The organism is Polaromonas sp. UC242_47 (genome assembly GCF_044452385.1).
GTDB lineage: Bacteria > Pseudomonadota > Gammaproteobacteria > Burkholderiales > Burkholderiaceae_C > Polaromonas.
Genome location: NZ_JBIOAO010000001.1, coordinates 1,192,800 through 1,207,347, shown reverse-complemented (window position 1 = coordinate 1,207,347; position 14,548 = coordinate 1,192,800). Strand labels below are relative to the sequence as shown.

14 protein-coding genes are annotated in these 14,548 nt (G+C 60.7%); 1 reads left to right on the top strand and 13 read right to left on the bottom strand.

The features are described from left to right. Positions 1-15: 15 nt before the first annotated feature. Positions 16-351: an ankyrin repeat domain-containing protein gene (locus tag ACHMXK_RS05875; RefSeq protein WP_397438507.1), complete on the bottom strand. Its 336-nt coding sequence runs from the start codon at positions 349-351 to the stop codon at positions 16-18. Positions 352-629: 278 nt separating this feature from the next. Continuing rightward, positions 630-1,820, bottom strand: coding sequence for a patatin-like phospholipase family protein (locus ACHMXK_RS05870; RefSeq protein ID WP_397438506.1), 1,191 nt, complete (start codon positions 1,818-1,820; stop codon positions 630-632). Positions 1,821-1,936: 116 nt separating this feature from the next. Between ACHMXK_RS05870 and ACHMXK_RS05865 the strand changes: the two genes are divergently transcribed. Further along, positions 1,937-2,443 (top strand): YgjP-like metallopeptidase domain-containing protein, encoded by a 507-nt coding sequence (locus tag ACHMXK_RS05865; RefSeq protein WP_397438504.1) that lies wholly within the window; start codon positions 1,937-1,939, stop codon positions 2,441-2,443. On the opposite strand, the gene ACHMXK_RS05860 is transcribed toward ACHMXK_RS05865, so the two are convergent. The 11 genes from ACHMXK_RS05860 to ACHMXK_RS05810 form a co-directional block, all read right to left on the bottom strand. Then, on the bottom strand, positions 2,444-4,033 hold the full coding sequence (locus ACHMXK_RS05860; protein ID WP_397438502.1) for a methyl-accepting chemotaxis protein: 1,590 nt from the start codon (positions 4,031-4,033) through the stop codon (positions 2,444-2,446). It abuts the gene before it with no gap. 99 nt (positions 4,034-4,132) lie between these two features. Then, the gene (nagZ, locus tag ACHMXK_RS05855) at positions 4,133-5,191 is read right to left on the bottom strand and encodes a beta-N-acetylhexosaminidase (protein ID WP_397438500.1); all 1,059 of its coding nucleotides are present in this window, start codon (positions 5,189-5,191) and stop codon (positions 4,133-4,135) included. Positions 5,192-5,236: 45 nt separating this feature from the next. Continuing rightward, entirely contained in the window at positions 5,237-5,638 is a 402-nt protein-coding gene (gene acpS, locus ACHMXK_RS05850) for a holo-ACP synthase (protein ID WP_397442454.1), read from the bottom strand. Between the two features lie 133 nt (positions 5,639-5,771). Beyond that, complete coding sequence (locus ACHMXK_RS05845; RefSeq protein WP_397438498.1) at positions 5,772-6,569, bottom strand: pyridoxine 5'-phosphate synthase; 798 nt, start codon at positions 6,567-6,569, stop codon at positions 5,772-5,774. 25 nt (positions 6,570-6,594) lie between these two features. Further along, entirely contained in the window at positions 6,595-7,344 is a 750-nt protein-coding gene (gene recO / locus ACHMXK_RS05840; protein ID WP_397438496.1) for a DNA repair protein RecO, read from the bottom strand. Positions 7,345-7,495: 151 nt separating this feature from the next. After that, the gene (gene era, locus ACHMXK_RS05835; RefSeq protein WP_397438494.1) at positions 7,496-8,455 is read right to left on the bottom strand and encodes a GTPase Era; all 960 of its coding nucleotides are present in this window, start codon (positions 8,453-8,455) and stop codon (positions 7,496-7,498) included. 138 nt (positions 8,456-8,593) lie between these two features. After that, complete coding sequence (gene rnc, locus ACHMXK_RS05830; RefSeq protein ID WP_397438492.1) at positions 8,594-9,292, bottom strand: ribonuclease III; 699 nt, start codon at positions 9,290-9,292, stop codon at positions 8,594-8,596. Further along, complete coding sequence (locus ACHMXK_RS05825) at positions 9,293-9,634, bottom strand: DUF4845 domain-containing protein (protein ID WP_397438490.1); 342 nt, start codon at positions 9,632-9,634, stop codon at positions 9,293-9,295. Between the two features lie 84 nt (positions 9,635-9,718). Then, the gene (lepB, locus tag ACHMXK_RS05820) at positions 9,719-10,690 is read right to left on the bottom strand and encodes a signal peptidase I (protein WP_397438488.1); all 972 of its coding nucleotides are present in this window, start codon (positions 10,688-10,690) and stop codon (positions 9,719-9,721) included. An 11-nt stretch (positions 10,691-10,701) separates the two neighbouring features. Continuing rightward, positions 10,702-12,513, bottom strand: a complete 1,812-nt coding sequence (gene lepA / locus ACHMXK_RS05815; protein ID WP_397438486.1) for a translation elongation factor 4 — start codon at positions 12,511-12,513, stop codon at positions 10,702-10,704. A gap of 547 nt (positions 12,514-13,060) precedes the next feature. Then, entirely contained in the window at positions 13,061-14,521 is a 1,461-nt protein-coding gene (locus ACHMXK_RS05810; protein ID WP_397438484.1) for a DegQ family serine endoprotease, read from the bottom strand. Positions 14,522-14,548 lie beyond the last annotated feature (27 nt).

The window sequence follows — 14,548 nt, the reverse complement described above, 5'->3', positions numbered from 1 at the left end:
CTGCCTCCTGAAACACTAGATGGGAAGCCAGCGCCACCAGAAGGGCTGACGTGCTTCTTGGGCGCCCAGATCACGCAGCAGCGTCACAAACTCCAGGCGCCCATGTTTGCGGGCCGCTTGCAGGGGCGTGAGGCCGTCAAACTCCGAGCGCAGGGTCGGATCGGCGCCATGCGCCAGCAGATAGTGCGCAACCGCTTCATGCCCCTGGATCAGGCTGGCGACCAGCGGCGTGCACAGTATCTCGGGGTGCTGGTAATTGGGATTGATGCCTTCACGGATGTGGTATTCCACCAGCGGGAGATTGCCCGTCAGGGCCGCCTGGTATAAATCTTTCCAATCGCCTGCGGACATGGTCTGCCTCCGTGGGTCCCATTTGTTTCGTGAACTATACGCGGCGCGCCCTGTCGGACGGGCTCGCCCAGAACCTGGAAGCGCCGAGCATTTGTGGCTGGACTAGCTGGTTTGAGATGCTATCAGTTCAATAGCTGCTAGCGCCCATTCACAAAGGGCCAACACCTGTTTTGATGCATAAGTAACGTCAACAAAGGGGCCGTCTGGGGAGAAAGACCGACGTTTGAGCACCCAATCAGCGGCTTGCACAGAGGGTGCGACCTTCGCCATTGCCCCCTTTACAGCAAGCCGGCTCCGGGCGGAAACTCCAGAGGCGGCGCCGGCAGCGGCTCGGCCTTCTCCACCGGCATGCGCAAATCATCGAGGTAGTCACGCGCAATATTGACCGTGCTTGTCACGCCCAGCGACTCGAAACGTTTATCCAGCCAGGCCTTGCCACACTGAATACCCAGGTCGCGCAAGGCATGGATCAGGCTGGCGCTGGTGGATGACTTGCTGGCCGCCGTGAATTTTTCCAGGGCGTCACCGCCGTCGATGCGGTGCATCAACACGTCCTTGTAATGCGCGGCATCCAGCTTGCCCTCAGCCAGCAGGCGCTTGACAAAATCAATCGCGCGCATCTCGGCGATCAGCGCCGCATTGAAGGTGACTTCGTTGATGCGGTCCATGATCTCGCCGGGTTTGGTCGGCAACTCGTCGCGCCGAATCGGGTTGATCTGCACCAGCACGATGTCGCGGCTGTCGCAGTGGTAAATCAGCGGGTGAATCGCCGGGTTGCCCGAATAACCGCCGTCCCAATAGTGGTCGCCATCAATCTCCACCGCCTGAAACACCATGGGCAGGCAGGCCGAGGCCATGACCGCGCTGGCCGTCAGCCGCTTGCCGGAAAACACCTGGGCCTTGCCGCTGGCCACACGGGTGGCCACCACAAACACCTTGGGCGTGTCCGGATGCTGCGCGGCGGCCAGCCGCTCGAAGTCCACCTGTTTTTCCAGAAAGTCCTTGAGCGGGTTGATGTCGAAAGGATTGCTCTGGTAAGGCGACATCGCGTTCGACCAGTATTGCGTCATCGCGTCGGTCCAGAGCTTGGTCGCCCAGTTGCCGCTGCCCATGTGGCCGAACAGGATGCCAAAAGGCGCACGCTGCATTTGCGACAACGAAGACGACAAGGCGCCCATGTCCACGATGCCGTTCCAGAAACTGCTGAGCGCCTGACGTGCGGCGTCGTGCCGGTCGGCCCGGGGCTTGCCGACCGACGCCGCAAACCCATGGGCCAGCGCCACCGCATTCATGGCGCCGGCGCTGGTGCCGCTGATGCCTTCCAGGTCGATGCGCCCGTCCTCCAGCAAGGCATCGAGCACGCCCCAGGTGAACGCGCCGTGTGAACCGCCGCCTTGCAGCGCCAGGTTGACACGCGGGGTGGGCACATCAGCCGTGTGTACGGCGGCAGGGGTGGTGGCGTGGTTCATGTCACCAGCTTAGCAAGAATCGGCGACAGCCCCATGAAGCCCCGCCAGCACACGGGCCAGGGCCGCCGGACTAAAATTCGCCACCGCTTACGCCCGCCCTTTCGCACTATCTCCCCATGAAATACCTGACGGGTTACCCCGACACCCTCCAGACCCAGGTGCGGGAGCTGGTCGCGCAAGATCGCCTGGGCGCCTTGCTGCGCAAAAAATATTCGCACACACACGAGATACGCACCGACAAGGCGCTGTACGACTACGTGATGGATTTGAAAAACAATTTTCTGCGCAACGCCGAACCGCTGAGCAAGGTGGCGTTTGACAGCAAGCTGCAAGTTATCACCCACGCCTTGGGCACGCACACCACGGTGTCCCGGGTGCAGGGCAACAAACTCAAGTCCAAACGTGAAATCCGCGTGGCCAGCCTGTTCAAAGAGGTGCCGCTGGAGTTTTTGCGCATGATTGCGGTGCACGAGCTGGCGCACATCAAGGAAAAAGCCCATGACAAGGCTTTTTACCAACTCTGCACCTACATGGAGCCGGACTACCACCAGTTTGAACTGGACTTACGCCTCTACCTGACACATGTGGACGCGGGCGGCGCGCAGCCGTGGGCTGCCAACTAATCAGCGAGCAAGCAACAGGCGGGGCGCTGCCGCTGCACCGACCGCAAACAGCCGGATCGCATCCGCCATACGCTCGGCCTGCGCCTTGAGGCTGGCCGAGGCCGTGGCAGCCTGCTCGACCAAGGCGGCATTTTTCTGTGTCATCTGCTCCAGCGCCAGCACCGACTGATTCACCTGGCCCAGGCCGCCGGACTGCTGGCCGGTGGCCTGTGTGATCGCCGCGATCATGGTGTTGACGTCGCCGACATGGCTCACGATCAGCGCCATCGCCGCACCGGCATCCTGCACCAGCCGGGAGCCGGTCTGCACCTGGGCCTCGCTCTTGGCGATCAACAGCCGGATTTCCTTGGCGGCCTCCGAGGAACGCTGCGCCAGGCTGCGGACCTCGCTGGCCACCACCGCAAAGCCGCGCCCCTGTTCGCCGGCACGTGCCGCCTCCACGGCGGCATTGAGCGCCAGGATGTTGGTCTGGAAGGCAATGCCATCGATGACGCCGATGATGTCGGCCATGCGCCCGCTGGAAGCCTTGATGCCCGCCATGTTGCTGACCACCTGCATGACCAGATCGCCGCCCCGGTGCGCGGAAGTCGCGGCCGACGAGGCCATCTCACGGGCCTGGCGTGCCGACTCGGCCGTGGTCTCCACCGTACCGGTCAGCTCGGACAAGGAGGCCGAGGCCTGCTGGAGGTTGGAGGCCGCCAGCTCGGTGCGCATGCTCAGGTCCAGGTTGCCGCTGGCAATCTGGGCCGTCGCGCCGGTGATGCTGTCGGCCGCCAGGCGCACCTCGGACACCATGGCGCGCAGCGACCACACCATGCCGTTGAAGTCACCGGACATCTGCCCCAGCTCATCCTGCGTCTGCACCGGCACAGTGTGCCCCAGATCGCCCGACTTGACCCGCTCGATGCCATGGGTCAGATCGGCCAGCGGGCGACGTATGCGCGACAACAACATGGCGCCGAGAAGAAAGCCGCTGCCCACAACAAACAGCACGCCCAGCCCCAGGGTCCAGACCAGGGGGCGTATCGACTGGTGGATGAACTCACCGCCCAGCAGGGTTTGCTGGCGGTTGCGCTCTATCGCCTGGCTCATCAGCGTTTCGGCCTGCAGCGCCGCCTGAACCGGTTGCTCAATGTCCATCTCGAAAATCGCCTGGTCCAGGGTCTCTTTCTGCTCTATTTTTTGGATGGCGGCACCGACCTGTGTGGTGTAGTTCTTTTGCTGCGCCAGCGCCTCGCTCAAGAGGCGGCGCAAGTCAGCCACCGGCTCGGCCTGGATCGCCAGCGCCAGCAGCGCCAGGACCTCGCCGCTGTGTTTTTTCCACTCGGCGATGCGCGCCGGAACACGCTCCATCTTCATCAGCAGATCGATGGAGACATCCTTTTCAGCCCGGCGCGTGCGCAGCATGTTGTACTGGATGTCGGCCATGCGCACCAGTTGGGCCAGGTCGGCGTCCACCGTCTGCGTGGTCTGCGTCTGAATGCCCCGGACTGCATAAGCGGTCACGGCCGCCACCAGCAGAAATGCCCCCACTAGGAGGGCAATCGTCATTGAAATACGCTGCGACAGATTGAGCCTGAAAATAGTCATCCACTTTTTCTCTCGAGTAAAACTCGCCCCCGCACCGAGCCGGCACGGTATGGCATGAGAAAAAGTTTATGCCCGCCATGTTGCGCGGGCATGACAAATTCAGGGAAGCAGGCCCATGGCATGCATATAAGCCGGGTGCACCATCAACGCGTCCCAGTCGTGCGCCGCCGTCGTGGGCAGCAGGTCGCGCCGGCGCAACTCGCTGGATTCCAGCGGCTCCCACTGCTCCTTGAGCTGGCCTTGCGTCAGGCCGTCCAGCAACTCGTCCACCGCCTCGCCCTTGCCCTCCGACTGGTTGCACAACAAGACCATGTCGCAGCCGGCGTTCAGCGCGGCCATCGCGGCTTCGGTATAGCTGACCTCTTTGCCGTCCAGCAAACGCGCGCCGGCCATGCTCAGGTCGTCACTGAAAATCGCGCCGCCAAAACCGAGTTGGCCACGCAGGATGTAGGTCAGCCATTTTTCGGAGAAACCCGCCGGGCGTGCATCCACCTTGGGGTAAATCACATGGGCCGGCATCACGCTGGTCAAGGTGGTGTTGAGCCAGTCGTAAGGCGCGGCGTCATCAGCCAGGATGGCTTTGAGGCTGCGTTTGTCGACCGGAATGTCGGTGTGCGAATCACCTTTCACAAAACCGTGGCCGGGGAAATGTTTGCCGCAGTTGGCCATGCCGCTTTGCAGCAGGCCATGCATCAGGCTTTTCGCCAGCAGGCTGACCACACGCGGGTCGCGGCCGAAAGCGCGGTCACCAATGACGCTGCTGGCGCCATAGTCCAGGTCCAGCACCGGCGTGAAGCTGAAGTCCACGCCGCAGGAGCGCAGCTCGGCACCCAGCACATAACCGCAGGCGGTGGCGGCATTGGTCGCGGCCATCTGGTCCTTGATCCACAACTCCCCGAGCGCCCCCATGGGCGGCAGGTGGGTGAAACCGTCGGTGCGGAAACGCTGGACGCGACCGCCTTCGTGGTCCACGCAGATCAGCAGGTCCTGGCGCACTTTTTTGATGTCGCGGCACAAGGCGGCCAGTTGCGCGCGGTTTTCCCAGTTGCGCGCAAACAAGATGATGCCGCCAGTCAGCGGGTGTTTCAGGCGCTGGCGGTCGGTTTTGCTTAAGGTCAGGCCGGCAATGTCGATGATCAGGGGGGCGTGTTGGCTCATGGGTGTTCAGTCTTTGAAAAAATGAGGAAGCGAGTGGGGCCGGACTTAGCTTGAAGCCCGGTATTCAACCACCACAAAACTCGCGGCGTAATCGGTTTCGTCGGTGAGGGTGACGTGGGCGGTGAGCTGGTTCGCCTCGAACCACTCCTTGAGCGCACCGTGCAAAACAATTTCAGGTTTGCCGCTGGCCGCCTTGGCAATTTCGCAATTGCGCCAGGTCATGGGCATGCGCATGCCCATGCCTATGGCTTTGCTAAACGCTTCCTTGGCCGAAAACCGCGTGGCCAGATAACGCAGGCCACGCTCGGGCCAGCGCGCGCTGCGGGTTTTCCAGGTCGCGAGTTCGGCATCGCTGAGAATTTTCTGCGCAAAACGCTCGCCATGGCGTTCCACGCTGGCGCGCACGCGGCGTACATCGCAGATGTCGGTGCCTATGCCGTAGATCATGAGGATGTCGCCCCCACGGTCGCGCACTGCGTGTCGCTCCCTGCCCCCCGAGGGGGCCGCTGCGCCTGCGGGCCGGCAAAGCCGGACCCGCGGCCCCGGTTGGCAAAGAAAAGAAGATGCAACACCGTTTCCATCAGGCGACGGGGACCGCAGTGTCTATGCAGCGCAAATAGTCTTTGACCGTCGCGTCATAACCCAGCTCCAGCGCATCAGCAATCAGCGCATGGCCGATCGACACTTCCAGCACGCCGGGCACCGCCTGCAGAAATTCCGTGAGGTTGTCGCGATTCAGGTCATGGCCGGCATTCACTCCTAAATTAATAGCGGCTGCCGCCCGTCCAGCAAGGACAAAAGGCTGCAAAGCCTTGTATTTTTCCGGCGTGTTCCAGGCCCGCGCATAGGTCTCGGTATAAAACTCCACGCGGTCCGCCCCCACGGCTTTGGCGGCCGCCATGGCTTCGGCGACGGGGTCCATGAACAGGCTGACCCGCACGCCCCGGTCGTGGGCGGCCTGGATCAGCGGTTTCAGGCGTTCGGCATCGGCGGGGAAACTCCAGCCGTGGTCGCTGGTGAACTGGTTTTCGCTGTCGGGCACAAACGTGCACTGGTGCAACGGCAGGCCGCGGGCCGACAGGTTGTGCACAAAGTCCATCAGGTTCTGGCAGGGATTGCCCTCGACATTAAATTCACGGTCCGGCCAGTCTTTCATCAGCGCGGCCAGCTCATACACGTCGTCGCTGCGGATATGCCGCTCGTCAGGCCGCGGATGCACGGTGATGCCGTGGGCGCCGGCTTCCAGGCACAGTTGCGCCGCGCGCAAGACATCGGGGATGCCCAGGTGCCGGGTGTTGCGCAGCAAGGCGACCTTGTTGACGTTGACCGACAAGGCGGTTTTGTGACTTGAAGTGGAGAGAGGGGCGTGTACTGTCATGATGCTTGCCTGTTGATTACGCGGCCTACAAGGCCTGCAGATCGATCATCATCTGCCGGGTTTTAAGAACCTTCACATCGCAATGGTAGTGCAGCAGCGCGCGCAACTGCGTTTTCAGTTCGGGCAAATGGTTGACGCAGGCCTGCACCGTGTCGGTGAAAGGCGCGTCATCGGCCAGGGAGTGCTGCAGGCTCAGCCACTGCCCGCCCTCCAGGCTGGCGCGGTCGTCGTCATGCGCCTCGCGCAGCCCGGATTCAGCCACCAGCACGTAGCGGGTCTGCGCCTGCAACGGGGCCAAGGTCGCGGTCTGCGCGTCCAGCGTCGGCAACAGGCCAATGTCACGCAGCAGGCGCAATTCAAACGCCCGCAAGGCGACGTGCAAGGTGTCGGTGTTCTGGCTGGCCAACAGCTGCACGGTGGTGGCATAAGCGTCAAACAAGGCCGGGTGCGGGTCGTCGCGCGCCAGCAGACGCATCAGTAATTCGTTGAGGTAATAACCCGACAACAAGGCATCACCGGTCGGCATGACATGGCCGCCCTGCCACTCGGCGCTACGCAACATGCGGATTTCAGCGTCGCCGCCAAAAGCCACATGCAGCGGCTGCAGCGGCAGCAAAATGGGCCTGAAATTGGAACTGGGTTTTTTCGCGCCGCGCGCCACCAGCGCAATCCGGCCGTAGCTGCGGGTGAAAACTTCCAGGATCAGGCTGGACTCGCTCCAGTCGTAGCGGTGCAGCACATAAGCTGGTTCGTCGCTGATGCGTTTGGTGGCCAAGGTAGATGTATCCGACGAGAAAAACTCAGCAGCTGATGGCAGCTGGAACGGTCAAAAGCCAGCAAGGGCCGCGGAACCGGCTCCGCCGGGCCGCAGGCGCAGCGGCCCCCTCGGGGGGCAGGGAGCTACACGCAGTGAGCGACCGTGGGGGCTACTCATACCCGAAGGTTTTGACGCGCGCCTCGTCATCGGCCCAGCCGGAACGGACCTTGACCCAGATTTCCAGGAACACCTTGCCGCCGGTCAGCGTCTCCAGCTCGTGCCGCGCTTCGGTGCCTATGCGTTTGAGCTTTTCGCCTTTTTCGCCAATGATCATGCCCTTGTGGCCGTCGCGTTCGACAACGATGGTGGCGGCAATGCGGCGCAACTCGCCCTCCTGCTCGAACTTGTCGATGATCACGGTGGAGGTGTAGGGCAATTCGTCGCCGGTCAGGCGAAACAGTTTTTCGCGCACAATTTCAGCGGCCATGAAACGTTCGCTGCGGTCCGTCAACTCGTCGGCGCCGTACATCCAGGACTGCTCGGGCAGGTATTTTTCGCAGATGCCGAACAGGCGCTCGACGTCCTTGGCGCTGTTGGCCGACATGGGCACAAACTCGGCAAAGTTGTGGCGCTCCTGCATTTCCTTGAGCCAGGGCGCGATCTCGGCGCGGCGGTGGATCAGGTCAAACTTGTTGGCCAGCAAAATGGCCGGGGTGCCGGCCGGCAACAGGGACAAGACCTTGGCGTCGGCCTGGTTGAACTGACCCGCCTCGACGACAAACACAATCAGGTCCACGTCGTTGACGGCGCCAAGCACGGTTTTGTTCAGCGAGCGGTTCAGCGCGTTGCCGTGCCGGGTCTGAAAACCTGGGGTGTCGACAAACACAAACTGGGTCGGACCCACCGTACGCATGCCGGTGATGCGGTGCCGCGTGGTTTGCGCCTTGCGCGAAGTAATGCTGACTTTTTGCCCCACCAAGGCATTGAGCAAGGTCGATTTGCCGACGTTGGGCTTGCCCACAATCGCGATCAGCCCGCAGCGCTGGCCTTCGACCGGCGGTGCATTGTTGGCTCGCGAGGTCATGGCTTTGGCCAACATGGCTTCCAGCGCCGCGTTCTGCACCGGCATGCCGGCGTCAGCATCCCTCGCTGGCGTGGCAGCGGCGGGAGCAGCCGGGCGCGCCGGTTTTCGGGGAGGTTTTTTTGCCTGGGGTGGTCATGGTTTTCGGGTGCCTGTTGACGGCTGCAGAGGCAGCCGCCGGGGTTATCAATCGAGCGTTTTTACGTAAGCCAGCATGGCTGTCGCCGCGGCTTGTTCGCCAGCGCGCCGCGAGCCGCCTATGCCACGTTCAGCCCGCCCGAATTCGCTGATTTCGCATTCCACGTCAAAGGTCTGCTTGTGGGCTGCACCCAGCGTCCCCACCACGCGGTAGATGGGTAAATTCATTTTGCGGCCTTGCAGCCATTCCTGCAACTCGGTCTTCGGGTCTTTGCCGATGGCCTGCATTTGCGGGTTGATTTCCACGTCCTTGAACAGGCGGCGCACCAGCTGGTCAGCCTTGGCAAAACCGGCGTCGAGGTAAACCGCGCCAATCACAGCTTCCAGCGCATCGGCCAGGATGGACGGACGTTTTTGTCCGCCCGACTTGGCTTCACCTTCACCCAGGCGCAGCATTTGCGGCAAACCGAGCTGGACCGCCAGCAGGTGCAAAGTATCCTGCTTGACCAGGTTGGCGCGCACGCGCGACAAATCGCCTTCGGGCAAGGCGCTCAGGCGTTCGTACAGCAAACCCGCCACGGCGAGGTTGAGCACGGAGTCGCCCAGAAACTCGACACGTTCATTGTGATCCGCCGAAAAGCTGCGGTGGGTCAAAGCCTGCTGCAGCAGACGGGGATTGGAAAATTCATGGTCCAGGCGTTTTTGCAACGCCTGGAGATCAGGGCTTAACAGGGGACTGGCGCGCACTTACTTGGTTCGACCCGTGTATTTGAGCAGCAGATATGCTGGCCCAGCGATATGGATTTCCTTGTTGTAGGCAAAACTGACGACCACTTTGTCGCCCTCTTTGCTGATTTCAAGGTCTTTGCCGGTGATCGACTTGATGTCGTCGATCTGGGCGGCTTTGTCAAAAATGGTTCTGACTTCAGGGACCGAAGAGCCTTCCTTGGCTTTGTTGGCTGCCTTGGTGACGGCCTGGAATTCGATCAGCGTGGGAACAGCCTGGGCCGCGATCACGCCGGCAAAAGCCAGCACACCGACCACAAACAAAACCCCAATGAACGAAATGCCGCCTTGCCGATTTTTCATGTGTTTTTCCCTCTTGCCTTGCTAAGTGAGCACCATCCATGGCTGCTTTCCTGCCATGCTAGCGCATGCTTGGCAACCTCCTGTTCAGTCAACCTTGCCAATCCGCTTGAGGCTGCCAAAATTCATCCAGACAAAAAAGGCTTTGCCCACGATGTTGGCCTCGGGCACAAAGCCCCAGTAACGTGAATCCTGCGAGTTGTCGCGGTTGTCGCCCATCATGAAGTACTGGCCCTCGGGCACCTTGCAAACCACGCCCTCGCTACTGTAACGGCAATTTTCCTTGTACGGAAAGTCCATGACCTCCCGCTCATCCAGTCCGGCACGGCGATCATTGTCATTGAGCAGGCGGTAGGTCTTGTTGCCGTTGGTTTCCTGGAACTGCTTGGCATAACGCAAGGCGTCTTCGTCGAAGAAGTCTGCCAGCTCCACTTTGGGCAGGGGTTTGCCGTTGATGCTGAGCTTCTTGTTCAGGTAGGCCACCTCGTCGCCAGGCACACCCACCACACGCTTGATGTAGTCCAGGCTGGGCTTGGGCGGGTAGTGAAACACCATCACGTCGCCGCGCTGCGGGCTGTTGTTGTCGATGATTTTGGTGTTGATCACCGGCAGACGCACGCCGTAGTGGAATTTGTTGACCAGGATCAGATCGCCCACCAGCAGGGTCGGGATCATGGAGCCCGACGGAATCTTGAAAGGCTCAAACAGAAAGGAGCGCAGCAGAAACACCACCACGATGACCGGAAACAGACCGGCGGTCCAGTCCAGCCACCAGGGCTGCACAATGAGCTTGGCCCGGGCTTCTTCTATATTGGTATCCACCTTGTGGATGCCTTGCGCGGCCAGTTCCGCGCGGCGCTGTGCGTCGCGTGCTTCCAGAGCGGTGGCGGCCTTGCGGCGTTGCGGCCAGAAGTAGAACTTTTCGGCCAGCCAGTAAATGCCGGTGACCACGGTAGCCAGGAAGAGCAGCAGGGAAAAATTGCCCTCGACCATGCCCATGTACCAGGCGCCGCCGTAGCCGACAAACACGGCCAGCACCAGCGCGGTGAGCGTACTCATGAAGCGCAGCATTATTCTTCCACCTGCAAGATGGCCAGGAAAGCTTCCTGAGGCACTTCGACCGAACCGATTTGTTTCATGCGTTTTTTACCCGCTTTTTGTTTTTCGAGGAGCTTCTTTTTGCGCGAGATATCGCCGCCGTAACACTTGGCGATCACGTTTTTACGCAAGGCTTTGATTGTCTCACGCGCAATGATGTTGGCCCCGATGGCCGCCTGGATGGCGACATCGAACTGCTGGCGGGAAATGATCTCCCGCATCTTGGCCACCACGGCCCGACCGCGGTAGGCGGACTGGCTGCGGTGAACAATGATGGACAGGGCATCGACCTTTTCGCCGTTGAGCAAAATGTCCACCTTGACCACGTCGGAGGTCCGAAACTCCTTGAACTCGTAGTCCATGGAGGCGTAACCGCGCGAGACGGACTTGAGCTTGTCAAAGAAGTCCAGCACGATCTCGCCCAGCGGCATCTCATAGGTCAGCATGACCTGCTTGCCGTGGTAAGCCATGTTCATCTGCACGCCGCGTTTCTGGTTGGCCAGCGTCATGACGGCGCCCACGTAATCCTGCGGCATGTACAGGTGCACCGTGACGATGGGCTCGCGGATCTCGTTGACCTTGCCAGCGTCGGGAATCTTCGACGGGTTCTCGACCATGATGGTGTCGCCATTGGCCTGCAACACTTCATACACCACGCTGGGGGCGGTGGTGATCAGGTCCTGGTCGAACTCGCGCTCGAGTCGCTCCTGCACGATTTCCATGTGCAACAGGCCCAGGAAGCCGCAGCGAAAGCCAAAACCCAGGGCCTGGCTGACTTCCGGCTCGTAATGCAGCGAGGCGTCGTTGAGCTTGAGTTTTTCCAGCGCGTCGCGCAGCGAGTCGTACTCGCTGGCTTCTGTCGGATACAGACCGGCAAACACCTGCGGCTGGATTTCCTTGAAACCCGGCAAGGCCTCGGTGGCCGTCGCCGCCGCGCCGCCTGTGCCCGGCTTGATCAGGGTCACGGTGTCGCCGACACGCGCCGCCTGCAACTCCTTGATGCCGGCAATGATGAAACCGACCTCGCCCGCTTCCAGCGCGGCACGCGGTTCGGTATGCGGCGTGAACACACCGAGCTGCTCGGCGTTATACATCGCCCCGCTGGCCATCAGCTTGATACGTTCGCCTTTGGCCAGACGGCCGTCGACCACGCGCACCAGCATGACCACGCCCACATAAGCGTCGTACCAGCTGTCCACAATCATGGCGCGCAGCGGTCCGTCCGGATTGCCTTGCGGTGGTGGCATGCGGGCAATCACGGCCTCCAGGATTTCGTCGATGCCCATGCCGGTTTTGGCAGAGCACGGAATCGCATCCGTCGCGTCGATGCCGATCACGTCTTCGATTTCCTGCTTGGCGTTTTCGGGATCTGCATTCGGCAAATCCATTTTGTTGAGCACGGGCACCACCTCGACGCCGAGCTCGAGCGCGGTGTAGCAGTTGGCGACGGTCTGCGCTTCAACACCCTGACTCGCATCCACCACCAGCAGCGCACCTTCACAGGCCGACAGCGAACGACTCACTTCATATGAGAAGTCAACGTGACCCGGTGTATCGATCAGATTGAGGTTGTAGATCTGACCATCGAGTGCCTTGTATTTGAGCGCAGCGGTCTGCGCCTTGATGGTTATCCCACGCTCTTTTTCCAAATCCATGGAGTCGAGCACCTGCGCACTCATCTCGCGATCCTGCAAACCGCCGCAGCGCTGGATGATGCGATCAGCCAGCGTGGATTTGCCGTGGTCAATGTGCGCGATGATCGAAAAATTTCTGATGTGATTCATCAAAGGGGACGCCTAAGTACTTGAAAGTATTGCGAAGAGACCAGCGTCAATTCGCGAAAGCCATAAAAAGGGCGCGTCACTTATGACGCGCCCTGAACCAACAATCTATGGCAACTGCGATAGTTGGAAGCTTCATTGTAGGCAAAAAGCCAGCAACGCATAGCCTCGAAATTGCCAAACCGTTCTCGTTGCAAGCCAACAACAGGGATCTTATGCACAACTTATTCACAATTTTAACTGAGAGGCTCTGGACAACTTGTGGGTGATCTGTGGATCAGCAGTGAATAGAGTTAATTCATGCCAGGTGGTGGTTTTTTTGGCGCTTGATATATGGGAATGACCCAAAACCTAGGTTCCATTCTACCAAAATTCGTCATTAGACAGACTTAAAAGTTAGTGAATACCAACATAAATTTGATTTATCAAGCGTCGAAAAATATTTTTTAAAGCTTGAAGAAGCCGCTTATTTTGGACAAAACCCCCAAACCGGACAGGGTATGGGGGTCTTCAAAATGCGGCATCTTGCGATGCCATCCCGCCAAACCGTTTACCGGATGGGGCGAATCAAGGCGTATTGTGTCCACTCGCTGCGCCGGAAAAGCACGTTGATGGCTTTGCCCTTTTCCACTTTGGCGAGCACCGCCTCGAAGTCCTTGACGCCGGTAATTTCGGTGTTGGCGATCGCCAGGATCACATCCCCTTCGCGCAGTCCGGCGCGGGCCGCCGCACCTTCACTGGCATCAACCTTGACACCGCCTTTGAGTTTGAGCTCCTTCTTCAAGGCATCAGGCAACTCGCTGACCACCAAGCCCAAAGCTTGGGCGGGGCCGGCCACCGGCGGTTTGCTTTCAGTCGACTGGGCTTTGCGCGCCGGCTTTTCCGCCTCGACCTCGCCTATCGTCACACTCATGTCGCGGGTGGTGCCGCGCCTGAACACCGTGACCGTGGACTTGGTGCCCGGCTTCACATTGCCAACCAGACGCGGCAGGTCGGTCGCCTTGTCAATCGTCTTGCCTTCAAACTTGGTGATGATGTCACCGGCCTCGATGCCGGCCTTTTCTGCCGGAGAGGCCACCTCGACGCCGCGCACAAGCGCGCCCTGCGCCTTGCCCAGCCCGATGGACTCGGCAACATCCTTGCTGACCTGATCAATCTGCACACCAATCTTCCCGCGCGTGACACGCCCGGTGCTGCGCAGCTGGTCCGCCACACGCGAAGCTTCGTCAATGGGAATCGCAAACGAGATACCCTGGAAGCCGCCTGAGCGTGAGTAGATCTGGCTGTTGATGCCGACCACCTCGCCGCGCATATTCAGAAGCGGGCCGCCCGAGTTGCCGGGATTGATCGCCACGTCGGTCTGGATGAAAGGCAGGTAGTCCCCGGTGTCGCGCTGCTTGGCGCTGACAATGCCGGCGGTCACGGTGTTTTCCAGGCCAAAGGGCGAACCGATGGCCATCACCCATTCGCCAACCTTCAGTCGGCTGATATCGCCAATTTTCACGGCTGGCAGACCCGTGGCTTCGATCTTGACCACGGCCACGTCGGTGCGTTTGTCGGCGCCAACGATCTTGGCCTTGAACTCGCGTTTGTCCGTCAAGGTCACGATGACCTCGTCGGCGCCTTCCACGACGTGGGCATTGGTCATGACAAAACCGTCGGACGACAGGATGAACCCCGAGCCCACACCACGCGGCTGATCTTCGTCCGGCTGGTTACGGTCCGGGCGCGGCGCGCGCGGCATGTTGGGTGGCACCGGAATGCCGAAACGCCGGAAAAATTCAAGCATCTGCTCGTCGGCGCTGCTTGCCGCACCGGCTTTGACTTTTTCCAGCGTCCGGATATTCACAACCGAAGGGCCGACCGTCTCGACCAGGTCCGTGAAGTCAGGCAGGCTGCGGGCTTGCGCCATCACCGACTGGGCAGGCATCAAAGCCAGGGTGCTTCCCAGCGCCAACGCGCCGGCAGCGAAATAGGTACGGCATTGTTTCCAGGTCGGTTTATGCATCATCAGCCTTTGAAGAATTGTCGGAGCAGC

Coding starts and splice junctions, on each gene's coding strand:
- ACHMXK_RS05825 (WP_397438490.1), bottom strand. CDS start 9,634: ATGAAAAATCGGCAAGGCGGCATTTCGTTCATTGGGGTTTTGTTTGTG.
- era (WP_397438494.1), bottom strand. CDS start 8,455: ATGCCGGTGCAGAACGCGGCGCTGGAAGCCATGTTGGCCAAAGCCATG.
- acpS (WP_397442454.1), bottom strand. CDS start 5,638: ATGATCTACGGCATAGGCACCGACATCTGCGATGTACGCCGCGTGCGC.
- ACHMXK_RS05860 (WP_397438502.1), bottom strand. CDS start 4,033: ATGACTATTTTCAGGCTCAATCTGTCGCAGCGTATTTCAATGACGATT.
- lepB (WP_397438488.1), bottom strand. CDS start 10,690: ATGAGTACGCTCACCGCGCTGGTGCTGGCCGTGTTTGTCGGCTACGGC.
- ACHMXK_RS05875 (WP_397438507.1), bottom strand. CDS start 351: ATGTCCGCAGGCGATTGGAAAGATTTATACCAGGCGGCCCTGACGGGC.
- ACHMXK_RS05865 (WP_397438504.1), top strand. CDS start 1,937: ATGAAATACCTGACGGGTTACCCCGACACCCTCCAGACCCAGGTGCGG.
- lepA (WP_397438486.1), bottom strand. CDS start 12,513: ATGAATCACATCAGAAATTTTTCGATCATCGCGCACATTGACCACGGC.
- ACHMXK_RS05810 (WP_397438484.1), bottom strand. CDS start 14,521: ATGATGCATAAACCGACCTGGAAACAATGCCGTACCTATTTCGCTGCC.
- nagZ (WP_397438500.1), bottom strand. CDS start 5,191: ATGAGCCAACACGCCCCCCTGATCATCGACATTGCCGGCCTGACCTTA.
- ACHMXK_RS05870 (WP_397438506.1), bottom strand. CDS start 1,820: ATGAACCACGCCACCACCCCTGCCGCCGTACACACGGCTGATGTGCCC.
- ACHMXK_RS05845 (WP_397438498.1), bottom strand. CDS start 6,569: ATGACAGTACACGCCCCTCTCTCCACTTCAAGTCACAAAACCGCCTTG.